20 protein-coding genes are annotated in these 22,026 nt (G+C 38.7%); 3 read left to right on the forward strand and 17 right to left on the reverse strand.

Going from position 1 to position 22,026, the window contains the following annotated elements:
* Positions 1 to 9: 9 nt before the first annotated feature.
* Positions 10 to 1,446: a DUF5689 domain-containing protein gene (locus ZA06_RS05495; RefSeq protein ID WP_240472206.1), complete on the forward strand. Its 1,437-nt coding sequence runs from the start codon at positions 10 to 12 to the stop codon at positions 1,444 to 1,446.
* A 500-nt stretch (positions 1,447 to 1,946) separates the two neighbouring features.
* Here the strand turns inward: ZA06_RS05495 and ZA06_RS05505 are convergent, their stop codons facing one another.
* The 4 genes from ZA06_RS05505 to ZA06_RS05520 form a co-directional block, all read right to left on the reverse strand.
* Positions 1,947 to 3,860 carry an OmpA family protein gene (locus tag ZA06_RS05505; RefSeq protein ID WP_053976375.1) on the reverse strand — a complete coding sequence of 638 codons (1,914 nt, stop codon included), beginning with the start codon at positions 3,858 to 3,860 and terminating at the stop codon, positions 1,947 to 1,949.
* 20 nt (positions 3,861 to 3,880) lie between these two features.
* Complete coding sequence (locus ZA06_RS05510; protein ID WP_053976376.1) at positions 3,881 to 4,789, reverse strand: PorP/SprF family type IX secretion system membrane protein; 909 nt, start codon at positions 4,787 to 4,789, stop codon at positions 3,881 to 3,883.
* A 33-nt stretch (positions 4,790 to 4,822) separates the two neighbouring features.
* A complete protein-coding gene (locus ZA06_RS05515; protein WP_082331937.1) occupies positions 4,823 to 7,198 on the reverse strand; it encodes a lectin-like domain-containing protein in 2,376 nt (791 codons plus the stop codon).
* 425 nt (positions 7,199 to 7,623) lie between these two features.
* The gene (locus ZA06_RS05520; protein ID WP_053976378.1) at positions 7,624 to 8,562 is read right to left on the reverse strand and encodes an endonuclease/exonuclease/phosphatase family protein; all 939 of its coding nucleotides are present in this window, start codon (positions 8,560 to 8,562) and stop codon (positions 7,624 to 7,626) included.
* Positions 8,563 to 8,672: 110 nt separating this feature from the next.
* Here ZA06_RS05520 and hflX point away from each other — a divergent pair, with 110 nt between their 5' ends.
* On the forward strand, positions 8,673 to 9,899 hold the full coding sequence (gene hflX, locus ZA06_RS05525) for a GTPase HflX (protein WP_053976379.1): 1,227 nt from the start codon (positions 8,673 to 8,675) through the stop codon (positions 9,897 to 9,899).
* 52 nt (positions 9,900 to 9,951) lie between these two features.
* On the opposite strand, the gene ZA06_RS05530 is transcribed toward hflX, so the two are convergent.
* The 12 genes from ZA06_RS05530 to ZA06_RS05585 form a co-directional block, all read right to left on the reverse strand.
* Positions 9,952 to 10,887 (reverse strand): DUF3078 domain-containing protein, encoded by a 936-nt coding sequence (locus ZA06_RS05530; RefSeq protein ID WP_053976380.1) that lies wholly within the window; start codon positions 10,885 to 10,887, stop codon positions 9,952 to 9,954.
* 81 nt (positions 10,888 to 10,968) lie between these two features.
* Complete coding sequence (locus ZA06_RS05535) at positions 10,969 to 11,472, reverse strand: DUF2480 family protein (RefSeq protein ID WP_053976381.1); 504 nt, start codon at positions 11,470 to 11,472, stop codon at positions 10,969 to 10,971.
* 17 nt (positions 11,473 to 11,489) lie between these two features.
* Positions 11,490 to 13,325 (reverse strand): ABC transporter ATP-binding protein, encoded by a 1,836-nt coding sequence (locus ZA06_RS05540; protein ID WP_053976382.1) that lies wholly within the window; start codon positions 13,323 to 13,325, stop codon positions 11,490 to 11,492.
* Between the two features lie 71 nt (positions 13,326 to 13,396).
* On the reverse strand, positions 13,397 to 13,723 hold the full coding sequence (locus tag ZA06_RS05545; protein WP_053976383.1) for a DUF59 domain-containing protein: 327 nt from the start codon (positions 13,721 to 13,723) through the stop codon (positions 13,397 to 13,399).
* A 1-nt stretch (position 13,724) separates the two neighbouring features.
* On the reverse strand, positions 13,725 to 14,147 hold the full coding sequence (locus ZA06_RS05550; protein WP_053977078.1) for a SufE family protein: 423 nt from the start codon (positions 14,145 to 14,147) through the stop codon (positions 13,725 to 13,727).
* Positions 14,148 to 14,184: 37 nt separating this feature from the next.
* Positions 14,185 to 14,643: a hypothetical protein gene (locus ZA06_RS05555; protein WP_053976384.1), complete on the reverse strand. Its 459-nt coding sequence runs from the start codon at positions 14,641 to 14,643 to the stop codon at positions 14,185 to 14,187.
* A 55-nt stretch (positions 14,644 to 14,698) separates the two neighbouring features.
* Positions 14,699 to 15,913 (reverse strand): aminotransferase class V-fold PLP-dependent enzyme, encoded by a 1,215-nt coding sequence (locus ZA06_RS05560; protein WP_053976385.1) that lies wholly within the window; start codon positions 15,911 to 15,913, stop codon positions 14,699 to 14,701.
* A gap of 102 nt (positions 15,914 to 16,015) precedes the next feature.
* On the reverse strand, positions 16,016 to 17,329 hold the full coding sequence (gene sufD, locus ZA06_RS05565) for a Fe-S cluster assembly protein SufD (protein WP_053976386.1): 1,314 nt from the start codon (positions 17,327 to 17,329) through the stop codon (positions 16,016 to 16,018).
* 46 nt (positions 17,330 to 17,375) lie between these two features.
* The gene (gene sufC, locus ZA06_RS05570) at positions 17,376 to 18,128 is read right to left on the reverse strand and encodes a Fe-S cluster assembly ATPase SufC (protein WP_053976387.1); all 753 of its coding nucleotides are present in this window, start codon (positions 18,126 to 18,128) and stop codon (positions 17,376 to 17,378) included.
* A gap of 2 nt (positions 18,129 to 18,130) precedes the next feature.
* Positions 18,131 to 18,538 carry a hypothetical protein gene (locus ZA06_RS05575; RefSeq protein WP_053976388.1) on the reverse strand — a complete coding sequence of 136 codons (408 nt, stop codon included), beginning with the start codon at positions 18,536 to 18,538 and terminating at the stop codon, positions 18,131 to 18,133.
* Between the two features lie 54 nt (positions 18,539 to 18,592).
* On the reverse strand, positions 18,593 to 20,041 hold the full coding sequence (sufB, locus tag ZA06_RS05580; RefSeq protein ID WP_053976389.1) for a Fe-S cluster assembly protein SufB: 1,449 nt from the start codon (positions 20,039 to 20,041) through the stop codon (positions 18,593 to 18,595).
* Positions 20,042 to 20,058: 17 nt separating this feature from the next.
* Positions 20,059 to 20,388, reverse strand: a complete 330-nt coding sequence (locus ZA06_RS05585) for a HesB/IscA family protein (protein WP_053976390.1) — start codon at positions 20,386 to 20,388, stop codon at positions 20,059 to 20,061.
* A gap of 175 nt (positions 20,389 to 20,563) precedes the next feature.
* Here ZA06_RS05585 and thiL point away from each other — a divergent pair, with 175 nt between their 5' ends.
* Positions 20,564 to 21,610, forward strand: a complete 1,047-nt coding sequence (thiL, locus tag ZA06_RS05590) for a thiamine-phosphate kinase (protein WP_053976391.1) — start codon at positions 20,564 to 20,566, stop codon at positions 21,608 to 21,610.
* On the opposite strand, the gene ZA06_RS05595 is transcribed toward thiL, so the two are convergent.
* Positions 21,607 to 21,789: a hypothetical protein gene (locus ZA06_RS05595; RefSeq protein ID WP_240472207.1), complete on the reverse strand. Its 183-nt coding sequence runs from the start codon at positions 21,787 to 21,789 to the stop codon at positions 21,607 to 21,609. The genes thiL and ZA06_RS05595 overlap by 4 nt on opposite strands.
* Positions 21,790 to 22,026: the final 237 nt, after the last annotated feature.

Raw genomic sequence — 22,026 nt, forward strand, 5'->3', positions numbered from 1 at the left:
AAAACAACTATGAAAAATAAATTAGTAATCCGTACACAAATGAAAAGATACATTAGGCTTTTAACGGTTTTCACCTTCATAACCACAATAACTTCCTGCGTTCAAGATGACGATTTTTCAGTACCAACAACTCTTGGCAATGAAGAGAATCAAAATCTACAAACTTTATTGGAAAATGGCACCGAAGTTTCCATGGAAACTGTAAAGGCCATGTACCAAGAAGGAGAAGTCATCGAACAAATTACTTCCGATATTTATGTAAAAGGCTATGTAACCTCGTCCGACTTTACCGGAAACTTTTATAAAGAATTCTTTTTTCAAAACGCTCCAGAAAACCCTACCAATGCCTTAAAAGTAATCTTGAACAGGGTAGATTCCTATAATCAATTCAATCCTGGAAGAGAAGTTTACATCAATCTAAAAGGACTATACGTAGGAGAAGAGCGCGTTGGTAACGGTGTCACAACCATTGGAGGCAAAACAGAAACCGATCAATACGGGACCACTGTGGTAGCCCTTACTGAAAACCAAATCAAGACTAATTTATTGCGCTCCCAAAACACCACTACCATTAGCCCTAAAGCAATGACCTTTTCCCAAATATCCGATGACAATATTGGAATGCTCATTAGTGTTGACAATGTAGAATTTGAAGACAACCTAGAAGGAGCCACCTATTTTGACCCTATCGAAGATTACGATACACAAAGAACCCTTCAAACCTGTGATGGTTTTGGTTACGCCACCTTTCCTCTAGAGACTAGTTCATTTGCCAATTTCAAAGACGACCTATTACCCACAGGAAACGGTTTAATAACAGCAATTGTAAACAAAACTTTTGACGGAAGTACCTTGGTATTGACCTTAAACAATACTGAAGATGTTAACCTTAACAATACGCGTTGTTCTCTTCTGGACCCTTCGGATTTTACAGTAATTTTTGAAGAAGACTTTCAAACAGCTATCAACAATACCAACTTTGATTTTGAAGGATGGACCAATTTCAACGAAGAAGGCAATTATAAATGGAGAGAAAAAACCTATTCAGGAAATGGCTATATTGAATTTAGCACCTACAATTCCGGAAGCCCTGTCAATATTGCTTGGGTTGTCACTCCAGCATTCGACATGGATGCCCAGGACAATGAATTTTTAAACTTTAAAACGGCACAACACCATTTGGATTCTCCTGAAAACACTATAGAACTATTTGTTTCTACCAACTACAATGGCACCGATGTGCTTGCTGCAACTTGGGAACCTATAAGTGCCAATTTTGCCTCGCAATCAGATGACTGGTATGATTTTGTGGATTCCGGGCTAATTGATCTTTCTTCCTATTCAGGAACCTTACATGCAGCCTTTAAAGTGGTAGGTTCAGGAACAGATACCACCTTGGATGGCGCCTATCAAATTGATGATTTATCCATCATTGCGTCAAACTAAACAAAACTATATCTATCTTTCGGCCGACTTTTAAGTCGGCTTTTTTTTGTTTAAAACCTAACGCATATGACTTTCTTTGACGCACTATTTTTTAGCGCCTTTAACCTCTTAAAAACAAAATACAAAACCAAGGCAACCCGCATAAGCACCATCTATCTAACTATCGTGCAATGCTCCTTTCTACTATTCTTGGGAGTTTTCTTTTCAGAATTTTTAAATCAAATGCGAGTAAATACCATGTCATCTTCTAAAGCTTGGACATTGTTTGGTATTTTGGCCATCATTCTTTATTTCAAAAATTGGATCCAATACAGCGGAAAGAAAAGACGCGTAAAAAATGCTAAAGTGATTCATAACAAAATACCGCAATACAGCATCTGGATACTTTGTTTACTCCCTATTGGTGTTCTATTTGTATCTATACTTTTACTAAAGATTTTATAAAAAAAAGCCCCATCATTTCTGACGGGGCTCAATTAACACTTAGTTATTCAGTTAGGTTAGTTTGCTGTTTTAGGTCCACCGCTCACGATGATGAACTCCGATCTACGGTTCAGCTGGTGCTGCTCCTCGGTGCAGTTTCCACCACAATCAACCTTAGGCTCGGTCTCTCCCTTACCTTCTCCAGTGATGCGGCTCTTGTCGATGCCCTTGGAGATCACGTACTGTGCAGTAGACTTTGCACGTCTGTCCGATAGTGACATGTTGTACTCGTCAGATCCGCGGCTGTCCGTATGTGAAGTGGCCAAGATCACCATATCCGGGTACTTGGTCATCACCTGAACCAGCTTGTCAAGCTCAAATGCTGCCTGTGCCGTGATGTTAGATTTGTCAAAGTCGAAATAGATAGGGTTAAGCACCACTTGGTCCGCTACAATAAGATCCTCAATAGGTGCCAATTGAACAGACTCTCTAACTTCCTTCTCAAGGCTTCCCTCGATCGACACTCTCTTTCCTATATAATTTGTAGCGGTTACACCCAATTCGGTATCTGCTTCACAAAGAACACTAAAAGATACCATTCCTTCTTCATCCGATGTCATACTTCCCATTTCTGCACCGTTAACACCATACAAAGTAGCCAAGGCACCAACTATGACATCACCTGTCTTCTCATCAGTAATCTTTACAATCAATTGTGTATCGCAAGGCTCTTCCACTTTTCTTACCTGGTAAACATCATCATTCCCTTTTCCTCCAGCACGGTTAGAGGATACAAACCCCATACTCGTCTCATCATTTATGGTAAATGAAAAGTCATCCCCACTACTGTTTACTGGAACTCCAAGATTACGCACCGAAGCCAAGGCAGCTCCATCATATTTTGTATAGAACACATCAAGACCTCCAAGTCCCAAATGACCATTCGATGCAAAATAAAGATCTCCCCCACTGCTCATAAATGGGAAGACTTCATGTCCTTCCGTGTTAACAGTACTACCTAAGTTTTCCGGTTCACCCAAGGTACCGTCCTCTTCTATCACAGCACGGTAAAGATCAAAACCACCCATACCACCAGGCATGTTAGAGGCAAAATACAAAGTCTTGCCATCCGGGCTCAACGCTGGATCCTTTACCGAATAGCTATCGCTATTAATAGGAAATCCTTCAGCTTGAGACCATCCTGATTCCGTCTTATTGGAACGGAACAAATGGATCACACTAATCTTAGTACGATCTTCCTTTTCATATACTTTCTCAAAAAAGCTCTCCCTTGAAAAGTACATAATATTCCCATCAGGGGAAAAAGATACAGTTCCCTCATGGTATTTAGTATTGATTTCCTTACCCAACAATTCTCCTTCACTATAAGTTCCGTCTTCAGCCTTTGCAAACCTATAAACATCCAAAAACGGCTCTCCGTTCCAGCCATAAATCTTACGCTTTGTATTTCTGGCAGAAACAAGATAAAGATCCTCTCCATGCTGAACCGCTCCAAATTCTGAATACTTTGTATTCAAATCCATATCCTGTACCTCAAAACTTTTGCGTGTGGATTTGATCTCAGATATGTAATCTGGCGTAGATTGATAAGCCTTAGCACGTTCATCTCCTGGAGCCAAAGAGGCAAACTTAGCCATTTGAGCATTGGATTCAGTATATTTACCGTTGGCTTTTAGCATTTGTGAATATTTGTAGATTGTTTCAGGATCTTGATTCCCTGCCTCAATTGCCATCGCATACCAACGCTCTGCCTGCTCTGTGTTATAGATGTTATAATTAGCTTCTGCCAACTGAGAGTATACATAAGCATCTCCTTTGCCCTTTTCTACCAATTTTCCGTAAGCATCTGCCGCTTCTATGTATTCAAACCTCGCATAAAGGTCATCTGCTTTTTTAGTATCATTGTTCTGGGCGCTCATACTAAGCCCTCCCATCATCAATATTGTTATATATGTATGTATGTTATTCATTTTTTTTGGCTTATCCAGTTTTAGAAATATCTAGGTGATCTTGAAACTTTCTTCACGAAGTTTATGTCCCACAGCAACATAAACTCAGAAGAGTATTTCGCATAATGTTTGATATCAGACGTTACAAAGTCATGCGCATATCCAATCCTAAGATTTGGAGTAATCGCAAAATTTACTAATGCTGCAAAAGAATCATCCAATCTGTAAGAACCACCAACCTCAAATCGCTCGAAGAACAATGCGTTTAAATTAACATCAAAGGATGTCGGTGCAGAAAAGGCCGACTTCACCATAAAAGAAGGCTTCAGTTTTGTATTCTCCGAAAGTTGGAACACATATCCCCCCGTTAAGAAATAGTGACTTACTTCCGATCCAAGCTCGTAACCATCACTATCAAGATGCACAGAATTCAACATGTTAGGAACAGAAAAACCTAAATAGTAGTGATCTGTATAATAAAAGAATCCAGCCCCTATATTTGGTGTAACGCTGTTGATATTTTCATTAAAGAAAGGGTCATTAGCATCGGTCAATTCCAAATCTGCCAAACCTATATCATGGAAGGTTGCCCCTGCTTTGATTCCAAATGCCAATCGATGTTCACCACCCAATCTTAAGGTATAAGAAAAGTCAGCGTAAACATTATTCTCTTTCACAGGTCCAATCTGATCGTTAATAAACGATATCCCAAGGCCCATATTCCCCCCAATTGGGGCGTTTGCGAAAAATGTTCCTGTACGGGGTGAATCGTCCACACCTGTCCATTGAGATCTGTAAAGTAACCCCAAGCTTAAAGTTTCAGCTTTGGATCCTGCATAAGCAGGGTTTACCACACTCATGTTATACATGTACTGTGTATATTGTGGGTCCTGTTGCCCATAGAGCTGTACTCCTATCAACAGAAGCATTGCTACATATATTCTCTTCATCTGTTTCGTTTTGTTGTTTCTAGGTTAGTTAAATTATTTGTTAAGGTATACCCAACCACAGTGTGTCTCTCCCTCTCCAAACTCCATAGTATAGAAATAGGTCCCTACTGGCAGATCCTCACCATCATTGGTTTGCCCACGCCATTCATTTGTGTAATTGTGTTTTGAATATACCAAAGTGCCATATCTATTAAAGATCTCAATCTTTTTCACTCCAAAACTACTCAACTCAAAGTAATCATTAGCCAAATCTCCATTAGGCGAAATTCCTTCTGGGATTTTGCACACTTCAGCAACTACATTTGTTGACACCTCATAGGAACACCCTAACCCTTGATTAGAAGTAATTACAGCAGTATAAGTATCTGCCCTATTGGTGGACAGACTTAAACCAGACTCTCCCGAAATAAGTCCCTCATCATCAGAATACCATTCTATAGTTACATCAGATTCCGAAAATCCGTCTAGCTCCAAAGACATTACTACCGGCTCTTCATCACCTGCACAAAACTTATATTCTGTTTCTTCAGTATCAAATGAAGCATAAGGAACATCTTCTACCTTCAGTTCAATCTCAGCCAAATAATAACAGTCAGTATCAAAATTACTTTCAACCCTCACATAAATTGTTTGAGGGTTTGCAACATTTTCATAAGGGAAGGTAATACTAGCATCTCCAGAATTAGCATCATCCAAAGATGTATGATAAGACACTGCAAACATTGAAGCATCCACATTACTCAAAATATCAGATTCTAGGTAAGTTAAATCAAAGCTCTCAACACCATCTCTAGACTCGTCATCACAAACATAATCTGTTAAAAATATGTCTGAGTCTAACTGTAAAAGCGAAATCGTTTCTGAAGCCGATAAATCTCCCACACAACTTGGCGGTATAAAAGTATATTCAACTCCATCTATCCAATAATACCCACTTACTCCTACAAATGTAAGTGTATTTGTATCCTTCCCTGTAATGAATGAAACAAGATGAAGTTCATGCACCGTTCCAGAATCAATTATTTGAGAATTCACCCCATCGGTTACTTCCATTTGCGCAGTACCATTCCTCTTCGCGCTACTTATGAATATTTCTGAACCTTCTGGAACTATATCGTCCAACACCATTACCAACTCATTGGTAGTACCAGTAGTTGAAATATATGCAGAATTGGCGTTGGTCGCCAAAGTGCCAACAGTTTCAACAGCCCCTACTGTATTATCAGGATTTACTCCCCCAGAAGCAGACAGTCCATTCCCTGAAACTGGTGGATTTGGCGAGTCTATAGACACAAGTGTCAACGTTTGTGCTGTTGTTGGGGCTGGAACTACAATTGTAGCAGCTCCTGTATCATCCAGCATTACTGTCTGTTCAACTCCTCCATTTAACGTGTAGGTTACCTCATTATTAATTACACCAGTAATAAAAAACTCAGCATCATTACCATCACAAATAATATTACCAGAAACTGTAAGATCAGCCGTTGGCAAAGGAAGTACAACTACATCAAAACTATCTGATAAAGTATCCCCACAATTATCTGTAATTGCCAAGGTATAAGTTGTATTTTCTGTTGGAGTAAATACCGGGTTAGGAATTGTTACATCGCTCACCCCTTCCGCAGGAGACCAAGCATAAGCTGTAGCTCCACTGTAAGTAGCATCAATATTATCTATACTTTCACCTGAACAAATTTCTCTGTCCACTAATCCCCATGTATTTGAAAAGGATACATATTTAAAACAAATTTCCTGTACGTTATAGGATGCTCCTGTAGAACCTGTATATCCAAAATACACATTGGAAACACCTCCAAAAGCTTGTGTAACTATATCCCCCTCAAAAGTAATACGTTCTTCGCAATCAAAAAACACTCTAAATGTTTGAGTGGCAGCATTCCATGATATTTTAACTTCATGATACATACCATCTTCTATATTGCCAGATGTAGCCGAAGCAACTACAGGCCCAATAAGATTATTAGAGCTGGTGTGATAAGTATCACCATTCATCATAAGAGCCAAGTGATCTTCATCTATATCATCTCGATTCCCATTTCTCCAAGTATCAAACTCAACAGCTAAAGTGCCGGTAAGACCTTCATAACCTAATCCCCCACCTGGCGTTCCGTACTCAACATCGGCAGTGGTTTTCATTACAAAAGCCATCCCATCGGCTCCATCGGCATCTCTATCACCAAAATTTGCATCAAAGATGATTTCAAAATCCCCAGTAAGATCTATTACATTATTATACCACACCGCACCTCTTTGAGTTGTAGTATTATTTGTAATCCTGTAGCATTCTCCTCCCAAAGATGAAGCTGATCCATGAAAGGATGGCACCAACTGTGCCGATATTTTTAATGAAAAAAACAAAAAAATAGATAAGTATATAAACTTCCTCATAAATATAAGTATATAGTTGAAGGTTAATTTTGCCGCTAAAATAACATAATTAGATTTTAATTAACAACTCATCATCCTTAATGTGAAATTTTTACAAAATAGGCCGTAAAAAACAAATAAACACTAAGATTTCTTCTCCTCGCCACCACATTATTCTTCTCTTTAAAAATCAACAAGTTGTTACAAAAAAATCGAATATTTTACATCAAAAGAACTTAAACCCAACCAGCAAAATACTGATTAGAAATACATTACAATAGAATCTATAAATGAATTAATAGCAATTAAATTTCAAAAAATTGACTAAGTCTGAAATTGAGATTCCGAATATAGAAAAAATGTTCTTTAACATACCATTAACACTAGCATAATAGATTAAATGCGCTAATCTTCGACAAAGTGAGTTAACGGAATTTTTAACGTAATCAAAGGATTTTTTTAACAAGAATATACACTGGAAAATGATCGCTAAAACCGCCCATATATTTTTTCCCTACATAAGTTCTGTAAGGTTGCCCACTGTATTTTCCTTTATATTGAGACAAGAACTTGTCATTGAATATTTTGGCATAGTCAAACTTATGGTTTCCAGGTATTGTTTCCAAAAAATTAATGGAACATAAAATCTGGTCGAACAGGTTCCAATGGAACTCAAAATTGATACTTCCATGGTCGAGATCCACCAAAGTTTCCATAGGGTTAAAAAGCAGTTCGTGTTTCACCAAATGACGGATACTCTCATTATCTGGATTATCATTAAAATCACCAAAAATAATAACCTTAGGATCTTCGTAATTTAACTTTAGAGTCTCCAAAATTTCCATAACCATATTGGCTGCCGCCATCCGCTTGTAAGCCGATTTTGTTTCTCCTTCCCTACGCGAAGGCCAATGGTTCACAATAAAGTGCATTTCCTCTCCTTCCAAAAGCCCCGTTACCAACAAAATATCCCTAGTATAATCCCGAACGCCATTGTCATCCTCAATAAAAACCGTAAAACGTTCGGAAGACAAAAGCTCAAAAACTTTTTTGTTATACAAAAGGGCGACATCAATTCCTCGCGTATCTGGAGAATCATAATGCACATAACCATAGTCATACCGCCTTAAATCGGGACTGTGAATCAAGTCTTCCAAAACACCATCATTTTCAATTTCAGCCAATCCCACAATGGCTGGTGGATGTTTGGTTTCCTGCTTTCCTATTTTGGCAATTGCCGAGCCTATTTTGTAGATTTTCTTTTCATAGCGTCGCTTGGTCCAATGCCTATCAGAAGCAGGCAAAAAATCGTCATCGTTGGTATAAGGATTGTCTTCAACGTCAAATAAATTCTCAATATTGTAAAACGCTATGGTCTGTTGCATGATAAAACGAAATGATTTATAAAATATCAAGAAGTATTCCCAAAGATAACCTTTAAATTATAAAAAGTAAAATGCTCGCAATTGCGTAAATTTGCACTTTATTTACATCTATGTTAGAAAAGAAAGACATTTCGCTTGAAAAAGCGGTTTTGGTAGGAATCATTACTAAAGATCAAGATGAAGCAAAGTCTAAAGAATATTTGGACGAGCTGGAATTTTTGACATATACAGCTGGAGGCGAAGTTGCAGCAAGGTTTACCCAAAAAATGGACATGCCCAATCCACGTACTTTTATAGGTACTGGAAAAATGGAAGAAGTCCAAGAGTATATTAATGAACATAACATTGGTACGGCCATATTTGACGACGAGCTCTCCCCTGCCCAAGAACGCAATATCAGCAAACTTCTGAACTGCAAAGTTCTGGATAGAACCAATCTTATTTTGGACATTTTTGCACAAAGGGCACAAACAAGTTATGCCAGAACCCAAGTGGAATTGGCCCAATGTGAATACTTGCTCCCTCGACTTAAAGGAATGTGGACCCACTTGGAACGACAAAAGGGGGGTATTGGAATGCGTGGTCCTGGGGAAACCGAAATTGAAACTGACCGTAGGATTGTTAGGGATAAAATAGCACTTTTAAAAGCCAAGATCAAAACCATCGACAAGCAAATGGCCGTACAACGAGGCAATCGTGGCCAAATGGTCCGGGTTGCTCTTGTTGGGTATACCAATGTTGGAAAGTCTACCTTAATGAATGTCATCAGTAAAAGTGAAGTATTTGCCGAAAACAAACTCTTTGCCACCCTTGATACTACTGTTAGAAAAGTGGTGATTAAAAATTTACCATTTTTGATGAGTGACACCGTAGGATTCATACGAAAATTGCCCACTCAACTTGTAGAAAGTTTTAAAAGTACCTTGGATGAAGTTAGGGAAGCTGATTTACTGTTACATGTAGTAGATATTTCCCATCCAAATTTTGAAGAGCACATTGAATCGGTAAATAAAATTTTGGATGAAATAGATAGTGCCGACAAACCAACCATTATGGTCTTCAACAAAATTGACGCCTACGAAGCGGAACCTTTTGATGACAATGATTTAGTTGCTGAACGCACCAAAGTAAACTATACTCTAGACGAGTGGAAAACCACTTGGATGAGCAAAATTGGAGACAATGCTTTATTCATTTCTGCCACTAACAAAGAGAATTTGGAAGATTTCAGGAAACGTGTGTATAATGAAGTAAGAAAGATCCACATTACCAGATTTCCTTACAACCATTTTCTTTATCCAGATTACGACGAAAATTACGAGGACACCACAGAATAAAAAAAGAGCGCTTATAAAAATAAGCGCTCTTTTCATTTTATATTGATCTCCCTTAGAATTTATAAGACAAGCCTAAAGTATAATAGCTTTGTAACTCATTATCTACATTATCAAAAGTAGGCTCAGCATCCACAAGTGGATCATATTGCTGTAACGCATAATTTAAGGCTTCCTGTTTGTTACCTCTTAACCCAAAGTCAAAGCCAATTCCAATATTCTTCCATAAAGTATAGGTGAAGGAATTGGTCCATGTCCAATTGGACAAATCCGAACTTTTATAACTCAAAAAAGCTGAAAAGTTAGTTTTAAAATCTACAGGCCCAAGTTTTCTAGTATAATCAGCCACAATTTTAGAACCAAAAGACGATTCGAAAACCGTGTCCTCTTTACTGAACACAATATTGTAGTTTAAAGGATGAACAACCACAATCAAATCTGTAATCGGTGTCCAAGTGGCTCCAACCCCAAGATCCAAATATCCAGGATCATTAAAATTGTCCAAAATGGTAGTTCGATACTCCATCAAGGCAGAAGCTGCCAAATTTTTTGCAATCTTATATCCATATAAAGACGTCACATTAAAAACATCCGTCGTAGGCTGAAAACTGTCATCATCTGTTGGATCATCTTTGTCATCAAGTTTTACCCATTTCAAATTAAGGTTTAAGGCATTTTTCCAAAAGTATTTCTCCCTATCTAAATTGGCATAAGCATTGACTGTACCTCCAAAATTTCCTGAAGAGTTATTGGGCGTCCCTTGGGAATACCAGTTTTCAAAACTGGAAAGGCTTCCTCCTACAACACCAAACGCACCAATTTTCCAACCTGGAAAGGCATCAATTTGGGACTGCAATGCATCCACTCGCTTTTGAATATCGCTTATAGAATCTTTCTTAGCCTTTTGTTCCGCTTTCAATTCATCCAAGGTCTGGGCATTGGTAACCATAGCACAGGTTAACAATGCTAAAGAACACAGTAATTTCTTCATTTTGATTGTTTTATAAAAGGGTTTATACCCTACAAAAATAGGTTTTTTCTGAAACCCTCCTAGAATAAAAGCGCAGGAAGTCTATTTTTTATAAAGAGGAACTGTAGAACAAGCCTCGCCAAACATGATGGATTTGGCCACCCCATTCAACCTGGAAACCAATAAGGTATAAGCAGTTTCTGGAATAGGCTTATTGGAACAGCCTTTAATGATAACAGGTTTATCGCGAAATTCTTCTACATTCATTTGAGAAACGATCTCTTGAAAAATAGAGGTTTCCAAATCCTGAAGATTTCCAACAACCACCTTTTTAGCATATGAAGAAGCTTGCGTTGCAATCAACAAATAGGCCCAAGACGGAATAATGGCATCCACAGAACAATGCAAAGCCAAATAACCATCTTGATATTGGCTCCAATCGTGTTGCTTTACATGCTCGCGGAAGTCCTTTTCCTTTAAAATCAACTCTTGGAATAACCAATCTTTGATATCAAAAAGCACACGAGCACCTTTAGGATAAAAGTCTTCCAAATCTATAGTTACCAATTTACTATTGGCTACACGGTTAATTATTTCATCTGCCATAACGCAAAATTACATTTTTATTGATAGCCCTCTGCCTGAAGTGTAAACAATTCGGCATACAATTTTGGATGTGCCATGAGCTCTTCATGCGTGCCTATTTCCAACACACGACCTTCTTCCAACACCAAAATCCTATCGGCTTGTCGTACCGTACTAAACCTATGGGAAATCAAAATGCTCGTCTTTCCTTTGGTCAACCCAATAAAGCGCTCAAATACTTCACTTTCGGCCTTAGCATCAAGTGCTGACGTCGGCTCATCCAAAATCATCACCTCAGCATTTTTCATATAAGCCCTTGCCAAAGCTACTTTTTGCCATTGTCCGCCCGAAAGCTCTTGACCGCTCACAAAGCGTTTTCCCAACTGTTGGTCGTAACCTTTGCTCAAAGCGTCCACCACTTCGTTTGCCAAACTTAAACGCGCTGCATTTTCAATCTTTTCTTGATTACCTAATTCTTTAATATCTCCTATGGCGATATTCTCTTTAACCGTGAATTCATATCTAAAGAAATCCTGAAAAATCACTCCAAAAAATTGCTGATAATCTGCCTTCTTAAACCTGTTGATATTCACACCATCTAACAGAATCTCGCCCGAGGTTGGCTCATAAAAGCGTAATAACAATTTCGTAAGCGTCGTTTTTCCTGCCCCATTTTGCCCAACAAAAGCTAGTTTTTCTCCTGCCTTTAAAGTGAAACTTACACCTTTTAAAATCTCATGTTCTGAATCTGGATAGAAAAAATAGACATTCTTAAATTCAAAACCTTGTTGAATATGTTTGGGAAGCGGTACATATTCTTGAGTATTGGCATCTACTGAAATATCAATAAAATCGAAATAGTCCTTTAAATACAAAGCACTCTCCGAAATACGGGTAAATCTTGAAAAGAACTCCTGAAGATTCTTCATCAACCTATTAAAAGAGCCCGATAAAAAGGTTAATTCACCCAAAGTAATCACACCTGACAACACACGATAGATAATAAACACATAGGCCGCATAATAACTTATGGAGCCCAAAACATTGAACAAAAACCCTAAAGCCGAACGTTTCACGGCCAAGGTTTTGTTGAGCTGATAGTACTCTTCAGAAAGATTCCGAAATCGATCTACTATAAAATCGGTAAGCCCAAACAATTTAATTTCTTTGGCTGTTTTATCATTAGCCCCTATAAACCGTAGATAGTCCAATTCACGACGCTCGGAAGTCCAACTTCTAGCCAAAGAATACTGCTGTTGGCTAAACCTCACTTCATTGATAAAAGAAGGAATGATACTCAACACCAATAAAATGATAAGATAAGGCTCAAAATAGATAAGCCCTGCTACCAAAGTGGCAATGGAAATGGCGCTTTGTGCTTGACCCAACACATTAGACATCAATCCTACCCTACCCGTAGTTTGGGTACGCGCGCGTTCCAGTTTATCATAAAACTCCGAGTCCTCAAGCAGGCTAATGGTTACCTGATTAGTCTTTTGAATGATTGTAACAGACGTTGCAATATTGTATTCATCCCCCAACAAACCGTCCGTAAGGGAAATGGCCCTACTGATGAAATCCGATAGGATTACCAAGCCAAATTCAATAGCGACATATGTCCACAATTGAGTATAATCGGTAGTTTCAATAGAAGTTTGGGAGATAATCTCATCAATAATCAATTTGCCCACCCATAAAATGACCACGGGAAGTAAGGCTCCTATCAAACGGCAAACAGCCGACAAGACAAAAAGCTTTTTGTTGACATTCCAAATTTCCCTAAAAAAACGCGGAATATACACCAAAGCATTAAAGGAAGACCTTATGCTGGTTTTGTCCTCATCCTTAATTGATTTGGGTCTATGTCTTGCCATTTGTGTAAATCTTGTTACAAAATAGAAAAGGACTTAATTAAGTCCTTTTTAGTTATATAAATATTGAAATGCTACAGCATTCCCAATTCCAATTTTGCTTCTTCACTCATTAACTCTTGAGACCAAGGTGGGTCAAAAGTAATCTCTACCTCTGCAGACTTCACGTCGTTAAGAGATTTCACCTTTTCCTCAACTTCCAGAGGCAAGGTTTCTGCCACAGGACAGTTAGGAGTGGTAAGTGTCATTAGGATTTTCACATCGTAATCCTCGTTCACAAAAACATCATAAATCAACCCCAATTCGTAGATATCTACAGGAATTTCAGGGTCGAAAATAGTTTTTAAAACCCTTACAATTTTTTCTCCCAGGGCATTAGTATCTATAGTGGTATCGCTCATCTTAGTTTAACTGTGTTTGGTATGCTATGGCATACATTTTTAATTGTTTAATCATACTCACCAAACCATTAGCACGGGTTGGAGATAAGTGTTCCTTTAAACCAATTTCATCTATAAAATCGGTATTGGCAGCAATAATGTCCGAAGGACTTTGGTTTGAAAACACCCTAATAAGAATGGCTATGATTCCTTTGGTGATGATAGCATCACTATCGGCGGTAAACACCACCTTTTCATCTTCCAATTGGGCATGTACCCAAACCTTACTTTGACAACCTTTGATAATATTGTCATCCGTTTTGTATTGCTCATCGATTAATGGCAAGGTCTTGCCCAAATCGATCATATATTGATAACGCTCTTCCCAATCGTCAAACATTGAGAACTCGTCGATAATGTCATTTTGAATATCCTGTATACTCACGTCGTTTATTTTCATACAAAAATACAAAAGTTAGCCGTTATTCAACTTTTTCCCCCAAGGATAGTAATTGAAGAACAAGCGGTTCGATTTCTTTTGGAGGATTGCCGTGATCAAAAGAAGGACTATGGAACAAGGTTCCTTGATCGGTGATTTTCAGTACCGCAATCAACGCTCCGTCATACTGATGTGCCTTGGAGGGCACCTCCAAATTTTTAAGTTCGTTTAAGTCTATTGTATCTACTAAAGCATAGATTGAAGACAGCTCTTGTGCCGTACACTGCACAACTTTTGGCTCTTGGGCTCTATCCAATTGCACAGTCAAAGAATCACCTTCCAATACAATTCGTTTGTAAGCGCCTCGCGTCAACGCCGAATATTCTACAATGTACTGGTGCTTCTCTTGCTCTTGCAATTTGACTTCTTCATTTGCTTGCGCTTTGGTACCACAGCAGCTGTACAACACAAAAAGATTTAAAACTAACAATAGCTTATTCACAGATAACTAATTTTAAATTATGATCGCATGGTTACAAAAAGAAGCCAAACTTTGGTTATGATAACATCATTTTAGCCTTTTTAACCCCCGCTACCAAGGCATCGATTTCCTCCTTGGTATTATAAAAAGCGAAGGAAGCCCTCACTGTTCCAGGAATTTTAAAGTAATCCATAATCGGTTGTGCGCAATGATGTCCTGTACGGACTGCAATGCCCATTTTGTCCAAAATAGTTCCCACATCATATGGGTGGATACCTTCCAAATTAAAGGAAATCACTGAAGTTTTCTCTTCGGAAGTTCCGTAGATTTTTAGGCCTTCAATGTCCAGCAATTTTTCAGTGGCGTACTCCAACAACTCATGTTCATAAGTGGCAATGTCATCAAAACCTATCGCGTTTAAATAGTCTATGGCCGCTCCAAAGGCAATCCCTCCACAAATATTTGGCGTCCCCGCTTCAAATTTATGAGGCAAATCCGCATAAGTTGTTTTTTCAAAGGTCACCTCTGCAATCATTTCACCGCCTCCTTGATAAGGGGGTAATTTTTTTAGCCATTCCTCCTTTCCATACAGCATGCCCACTCCCGTTGGTCCACACATTTTATGCCCTGAAGCCACATAAAAATCCACATCCAATTTCTGAACATCCGGTTTTATATGTGGACATGCCTGAGCACCATCAATCAAAACTGCTGCACCTACCGCATGGGCCTTTTCAATAATGCTTTCAATAGGATTGATAGTCCCCAAAGCATTAGAAATATGGTTCACAAACACCAATTTGGTGTTCGCACTTAAAAGTTCTTCAAAAGCACTCATTACTAAAGCGCCTTCATCATTCATAGGAATCACTTTTAAATTAGCTCCCGTGCGCTCACACAACATCTGCCAAGGCACAATATTACTGTGGTGCTCAAGGGCCGATACAATAATTTCGTCTCCTTGTTTCAACAAAGCAGAAAATCCATTGGCCACCAAATTAATACCATGCGTGGTCCCTGAAGTAAAAATGATTTCACAGGGATGTTTGGCATTAAAATGTGTTTGAATGGTATGTCTCGCCTGCTCATATTTATCTGTTGCCTCTTGGCTTAAACTATGCACCCCTCTGTGGATATTGGCATTATAATGACTGTAATAATCAACAATAACATCAATGACCTGTTGGGGTGTTTGGGATGTGGCAGCATTATCAAAATACACCAAAGGTTTTCCATTCACCTGACGGTTAAGAATGGGAAAATCTTGTCTGATGGCTTCTACTTTAAACATGGTAATGATCTCTCTTTTTATAATAGCCCATAGGCTAACATCGACCCAGTGCAACAAAAAAGGGAAGGATTTTACATATTGGCCCTTCCCTTAATTTTTGTTTTATAAGTCAAATCCAATATTGACACCCAGTTTTTTGGCAATCAATTTTGTAATACGTTTTTTAATTTCAGGGATTTTAACGGAATCCAATACATTGTTACTGAAAGCGTACATCAACAGTGCTCTTGCCTCCTTTTCTGGAATTCCTCGGGAACGCAGATAGAACATCGCGCTCTCGTCCAATGCTCCAATGGTACATCCATGCGAACACTTCACGTCATCTGCAAAAATCTCCAACTGTGGTTTGGTGTTGATAGTGGCCTTATCGCTCACCAAAATATTGTTGTTAGCCTGAAAAGCATTGGTTTTTTGCGCTTCTTTTTCAACAATCACCTTACCGTTGAACACCCCTGTAGCATTGTCGCCATAGATACCTTTATAATCTTGGTGGCTTTCACAGTTTGGTTCGATATGGTGTACCAAAGTACTATGGTCTACATGTTGCTTGTCACCAATAATAGTCACACCTTTTAGGGTAGAATCGATACGCTCACCATGTTGGAAGAAATTCAGATTGTTTCTCGTCAATTTCCCTCCAAATGAAAAGGTATGTACCGAGGCATGACTCTCCTGCTTTTGCTTGATAAACGTATTATCAATCAAAGACGCATTTTCATTGTCATTTTGTAGTTTGTAATAATCTACAATTGCTCTTTTATTGGCAAAAATTTCGGTAACACTATTGGTCAACACAGGGTTATCCGTCAAACTTTGGTGACGCTCGATAATTTGAACATGTGAATTTTCATCCACAACAATCAAGTTACGAGGTTGCAACATTAAAGCCGCCTCATTACCAGTTGAAAAATGCACAATTTGAATTGGCTTTTCAACAATTTTATTCTTTGGAATATGAATATAGGCTCCTTCATTTGAAAAGGCCGTATTCAAGGACGTCATGCTATCATCCTTTGCTGCCTTGTTGAAATAATTTTCAATTACCAAGCGGTATTTTGGCTTGGTAATGGCAGACGACATCAAGCATACATCCACACCTTCATGGGTAGTTTGCGACAAATGCGAAGAATACTTTCCATCGATAAAAATGATTTTATACGAATCGATATCATGAATCAAATAGGGTTTGATATCCTTGTATTCTATCGCTTTTTCCCCTTTGGAAAACAGGCTGTAATCATGCTTTAAAACCGTGTTTAAAGACGTGTATTTCCAAGCCTCATCCTTTTTGGAAGGAAAGCCATTTTCCTCAAATATTTTTATAGCATTGTTTCTTATGGCATGCAAAGGCGAGTGATCCTCTAGGTTATCCTCGAATGCAAAGTAAGAAGCAACTAATTTTTCTTTTAAATCCATAGGTTCAATCTTCAATAATCAGTAAGAAAACAACGGTTTTCCAAGTTTAGGCGTTTACTTCTTCCTTGATCCAGTCGTACCCCTTTTCCTCTAATTCATGAGCCAATTCCTTGCCTCCTGATTTTACAATTCTACCTTTATATAACACATGCACATAATCTGGCACGATATAGTCCAACAAACGTTGGTAGTGGGTAATAACTACCACAGCGTTGTCCTTGTTTTTTAATTTATTCACCCCATTGGCAACAATACGAAGGGCGTCGATATCCAACCCTGAATCCGTTTCGTCAAGGATGGCCAATTTTGGCTCCAACATAGCCATTTGGAAAATTTCGTTACGTTTCTTCTCTCCTCCAGAAAACCCTTCGTTTAAGGAACGTGACAAGAATTTTCTATCGATTTCCAATAATTCGGATTTCTCACGAATCAATTTCAGCATTTCATTGGCCGGCATTTCTTCCAAGCCTTTCGCCTTTCGGGTTTCGTTGATGGCCGTTTTCATAAAGTTGGTCACCGAAACACCAGGAATTTCAACAGGATATTGAAATGACAAAAAGATTCCCTTATGGGCACGCTCTTCCGCCGAAAGCTCATCGATAGCTTCTCCTTCCAAAAGGATTTCGCCTTCTTCTACTTCATAATCTTCCTTCCCTGCAATAACCGAAGCCAAGGTACTTTTTCCAGAACCGTTAGGCCCCATGATGGCATGAACTTCACCAGGTTTTACTTCTAGGTTAATTCCTCTAAGAATTCCTTTATCCTCAACACTTGCGTGTAAATTGGTAATCTTTAACATACTTATTCTGCTCCTAATTTAATAACATCCTTTTCCTTGTTAGATGCCATAACTTTAATAATTTCTTTTATATCAAAACGGTTGTCCCAACCTTCTTCCCCTTCCGGTTTTGGAGTAATCACCCCTCTCACCTGAACAGTTACATAATCGGTTGGTTCTACCTTATAGGCCTTTGCCATATCATCCAACTCATGCATCTTCTCATTAATCACAACCGCATAAACCTCAGACGGTGTGTGCAACACAGCGGCATCGGCATAGTACACAAACTCTCCGGTCATTTCTACATACCCATCATTTTTTTGGGCAGTTTCAGTAACGGCATCTCCAGTTGCCTCCATAGGTTTTGATTCGTTTTTACAGCTTAAAGCCAATCCGGCTATACATAATAATGTGAAGATGTTTTTCATATATGAATTCACTTTTTGGATGTTACACTTTTAATTTATAGTCTCATCTAATGTTTATCCTACGGAACCTTCCAAACTAATTTCCAATAGTTTTTGGGCCTCAACCGCAAACTCCATTGGCAATTTGTTCAACACCTCCTTACTGAATCCGTTTACGATAAGTGCAATCGCTTTTTCAGTGTCGATACCACGTTGGTTACAGTAAAAAATCTGGTCTTCACCAATTTTACTGGTCGTGGCCTCGTGCTCAATTTGAGCCGTTTTATTTTTAGCTTCGATGTATGGGAAGGTATGGGCGCCACACTCATTACCCATCAACAAACTATCACATTGCGAAAAGTTTCTCGCGTTTTCTGCTCTTGAATGTACCTGAACCAAACCTCTATAGGAGTTTTGGGATTTTCCTGCAGAAATACCTTTGGAAATAATGGTCGACTTAGTATTCTTACCTAAGTGAATCATTTTCGTTCCAGTATCTGCCTGTTGAAAGTTATTGGTAACAGCAATAGAATAAAATTCTCCTACCGAATTATCCCCTTTCAATACACAGCTTGGATATTTCCAAGTCACGGCACTACCCGTTTCTACCTGCGTCCAAGAAATCTTGGCATTGGTTTCACACAATCCACGTTTGGTCACAAAATTGAAAACCCCTCCTTTTCCTTCGGAGTTTCCTGGATACCAGTTTTGCACTGTGGAATATTTGATTTCGGCATCGTCCATAGCAATCAATTCCACCACCGCAGCATGCAATTGGTTTTCGTCCCTACTTGGAGCGGTACATCCTTCCAAATAACTTACATAACTACCTTCATCGGCGATGACCAAGGTACGCTCAAACTGTCCTGTTCCTGCTTGGTTAATTCTAAAATAGGTAGACAATTCCATTGGACATTTTACCCCTTTTGGAATATAACAGAAACTACCATCACTAAACACAGCACTGTTCAATGCCGCATAAAAGTTATCCTTTTGTGGCACTACAGTCCCAATGTATTTTTTCACCAATTCTGGATGCTCTTGAATAGCTTCGGAAATGGAACAGAAGATAATTCCCTTTTCAGCCAAGGTCTTTTTAAAAGTAGTGGCAACCGAAACGGAATCCACAACCACATCCATAGCAACACCAGCCAATTTCTTTTGCTCATCCAAAGAAATTCCCAACTTCTCAAACGTAGCCAACAGCTCAGGATCTACTTCATCCAAGCTATTGTATTTCGCCTTTTTGTTAGGGGCTGAATAATAGGAAATCGCCTGAAAATCAGGTTTTTCATAGTGAACATTGGCCCACTCTGGCTCTACCATGTCTTCCCAAGCTCTAAACGCTTCCAACCGCCAATCGGTCATCCATTCTGGCTCTTCTTTCTTTTTGGAAATAGCCCTAATAATCTCCTCGTTCAATCCAACGGGAAAGGTTTCGGACTCTATGTCTGTATAAAAACCGTACTCGTATTCTTTGGTTTTTAACTCTTCTCTTAAATCGTCTTCAGTATACTTACTCATTCTCTTTACGCTTCAATTTATAGTGAAAACGACTCACCACAACCACAAGTTCTGTTAGCATTTGGGTTGTTGAATACAAAACCGCTTCCATTTAAACCTCCGGAATACTCCAAGGTGGTACCTATCAGGTATAAAAAACTCTTTTTGTCTACGATGATTCTAACACCATTGTCCTCAAACACCTTATCATCGCCTTGCTGTTCCTTGTCAAACTTTAAGTCGTAAGACAGACCAGAACACCCTCCGCTTTTCACACCTACTCGAACAAAATCAGTGGCAGAATTATAGCCATCTTCGGCCATTAATTCCACAACTTTCTTTTTAGCCGCTTCTGATACTTTTATCATAATAATGTAGATTACATCTAAATAGACTGCAAATATACAATATAAGTAGGCTTAATCAAGCGAACCTAACATTATATTAGCAAATAGGTCTATAGAAAGTATTGATGCCCTAGGACGCTGTCCATTATCTTAAAAATGATTCCTCAAATCATCCAATTATCCTTAAATTTGCAGCATGATAGAAGACAAGAATCAAGCCCGTACCCCACTTAGTGAACTTGGAGAATTTGGACTTATAGACCATTTAACCAAGAACTTTAAAATCACTCATGAATCTACCATCAAAGGCATTGGTGACGACGCCGCTGTTTGCGATTTTGGCAACCAGCAAGTGGTCATCACCACCGATTTATTGGTGGAAAATGTGCATTTCGACTTGAGCTATATGCCATTGAAACATTTGGGATACAAATCCGTTATGGTAAATCTTTCCGATGTATACGCCATGAATGCCATGGCCAGCCAGATTACCGTTTCCATTGCTGTTTCCAACCGATTTCCTTTGGAAGCTTTGGAAGAATTATATGCCGGTATTGAAACGGCTGCCAAGATTTACGGGATTGATGTTGTGGGCGGAGATACGACGTCATCTACCAAAGGCCTGCTTATTTCAGTAACTGCTTTTGGAACTGCCAACAAAGAAGATATTGTGTACCGCAGTGGCGCCAAACCAAACGACCTATTGGTAGTAACCGGAGATTTGGGAGGTGCCTATATGGGACTTCAAGTTTTGGAACGCGAAAAGAAAGTGTTTGAGGTGAACCCAAACAACCAACCAGATTTGGACGCTTACACTTATATTATCGAGCGACAACTGAAACCAGAAGCTAGAAAAGATATTGTTACCTTATTGAAGGACTTGGATGTTAAACCAACTTCCATGATTGATATCAGCGATGGTTTGTCTTCAGAAATTATGCACTTATGCAAAAACAGTAAAGTGGGCGTAGAACTTTACGAAAACAAAATACCTTTAGATCCGCAGGTTATTTCTACTTGTGAGGAATTTGAAATTGACAGTACAACCATTGCCTTAAATGGCGGTGAGGATTATGAATTGTTGATGACGATTTCGCAAGAGGACTTTCCTAAAATTAAGGCCAATCCTAACCTGTCAGTTATTGGCTATATAACCGAAGAAAGCCGTGGCATGCATTTAATCACGCGTGGAGAAGAAGCAATTCCTATTATTGCAAAGGGGTGGAATGCTCTAAACAGTTAAGAACAGTGATGCTCTAATTTTCGTTTGGTCCTTTTTTCATAAAGTTGACCAAGCAATTCATTGATTTCCTTTCGGGTATCGGTCAATGGTGTCAAGGCACCAGTATCACTTGTTGTTACTTGTTTTTTACAGAACTTACACTCATACTCTTTCACATAGAGCGTAACCTCTTTTTTCATCACAAAATGATGATCGAAAAGTTTACAAATTAAAGTTTTCAAAGCGCTATTCAATTAATTATTAGGGACTCCTAACTTAGTAAAAAAAATGAATTGAGCAAGCACTTTAACGTTAATAAATTAACAGGTTTTTTCTTTCAAAAGAAGAAGATGAAATATCCAGCAAAAAACCACTGAATATCAGCAAAATAAAAGTTTAAATCGTTTTTCGAAAGAAGATTGAAAAACAACTAAAAG

Origin of the sequence: Mangrovimonas xylaniphaga, from assembly GCF_001280435.1 — a bacterium.
Lineage (GTDB): Bacteria > Bacteroidota > Bacteroidia > Flavobacteriales > Flavobacteriaceae > Mangrovimonas_A > Mangrovimonas_A xylaniphaga.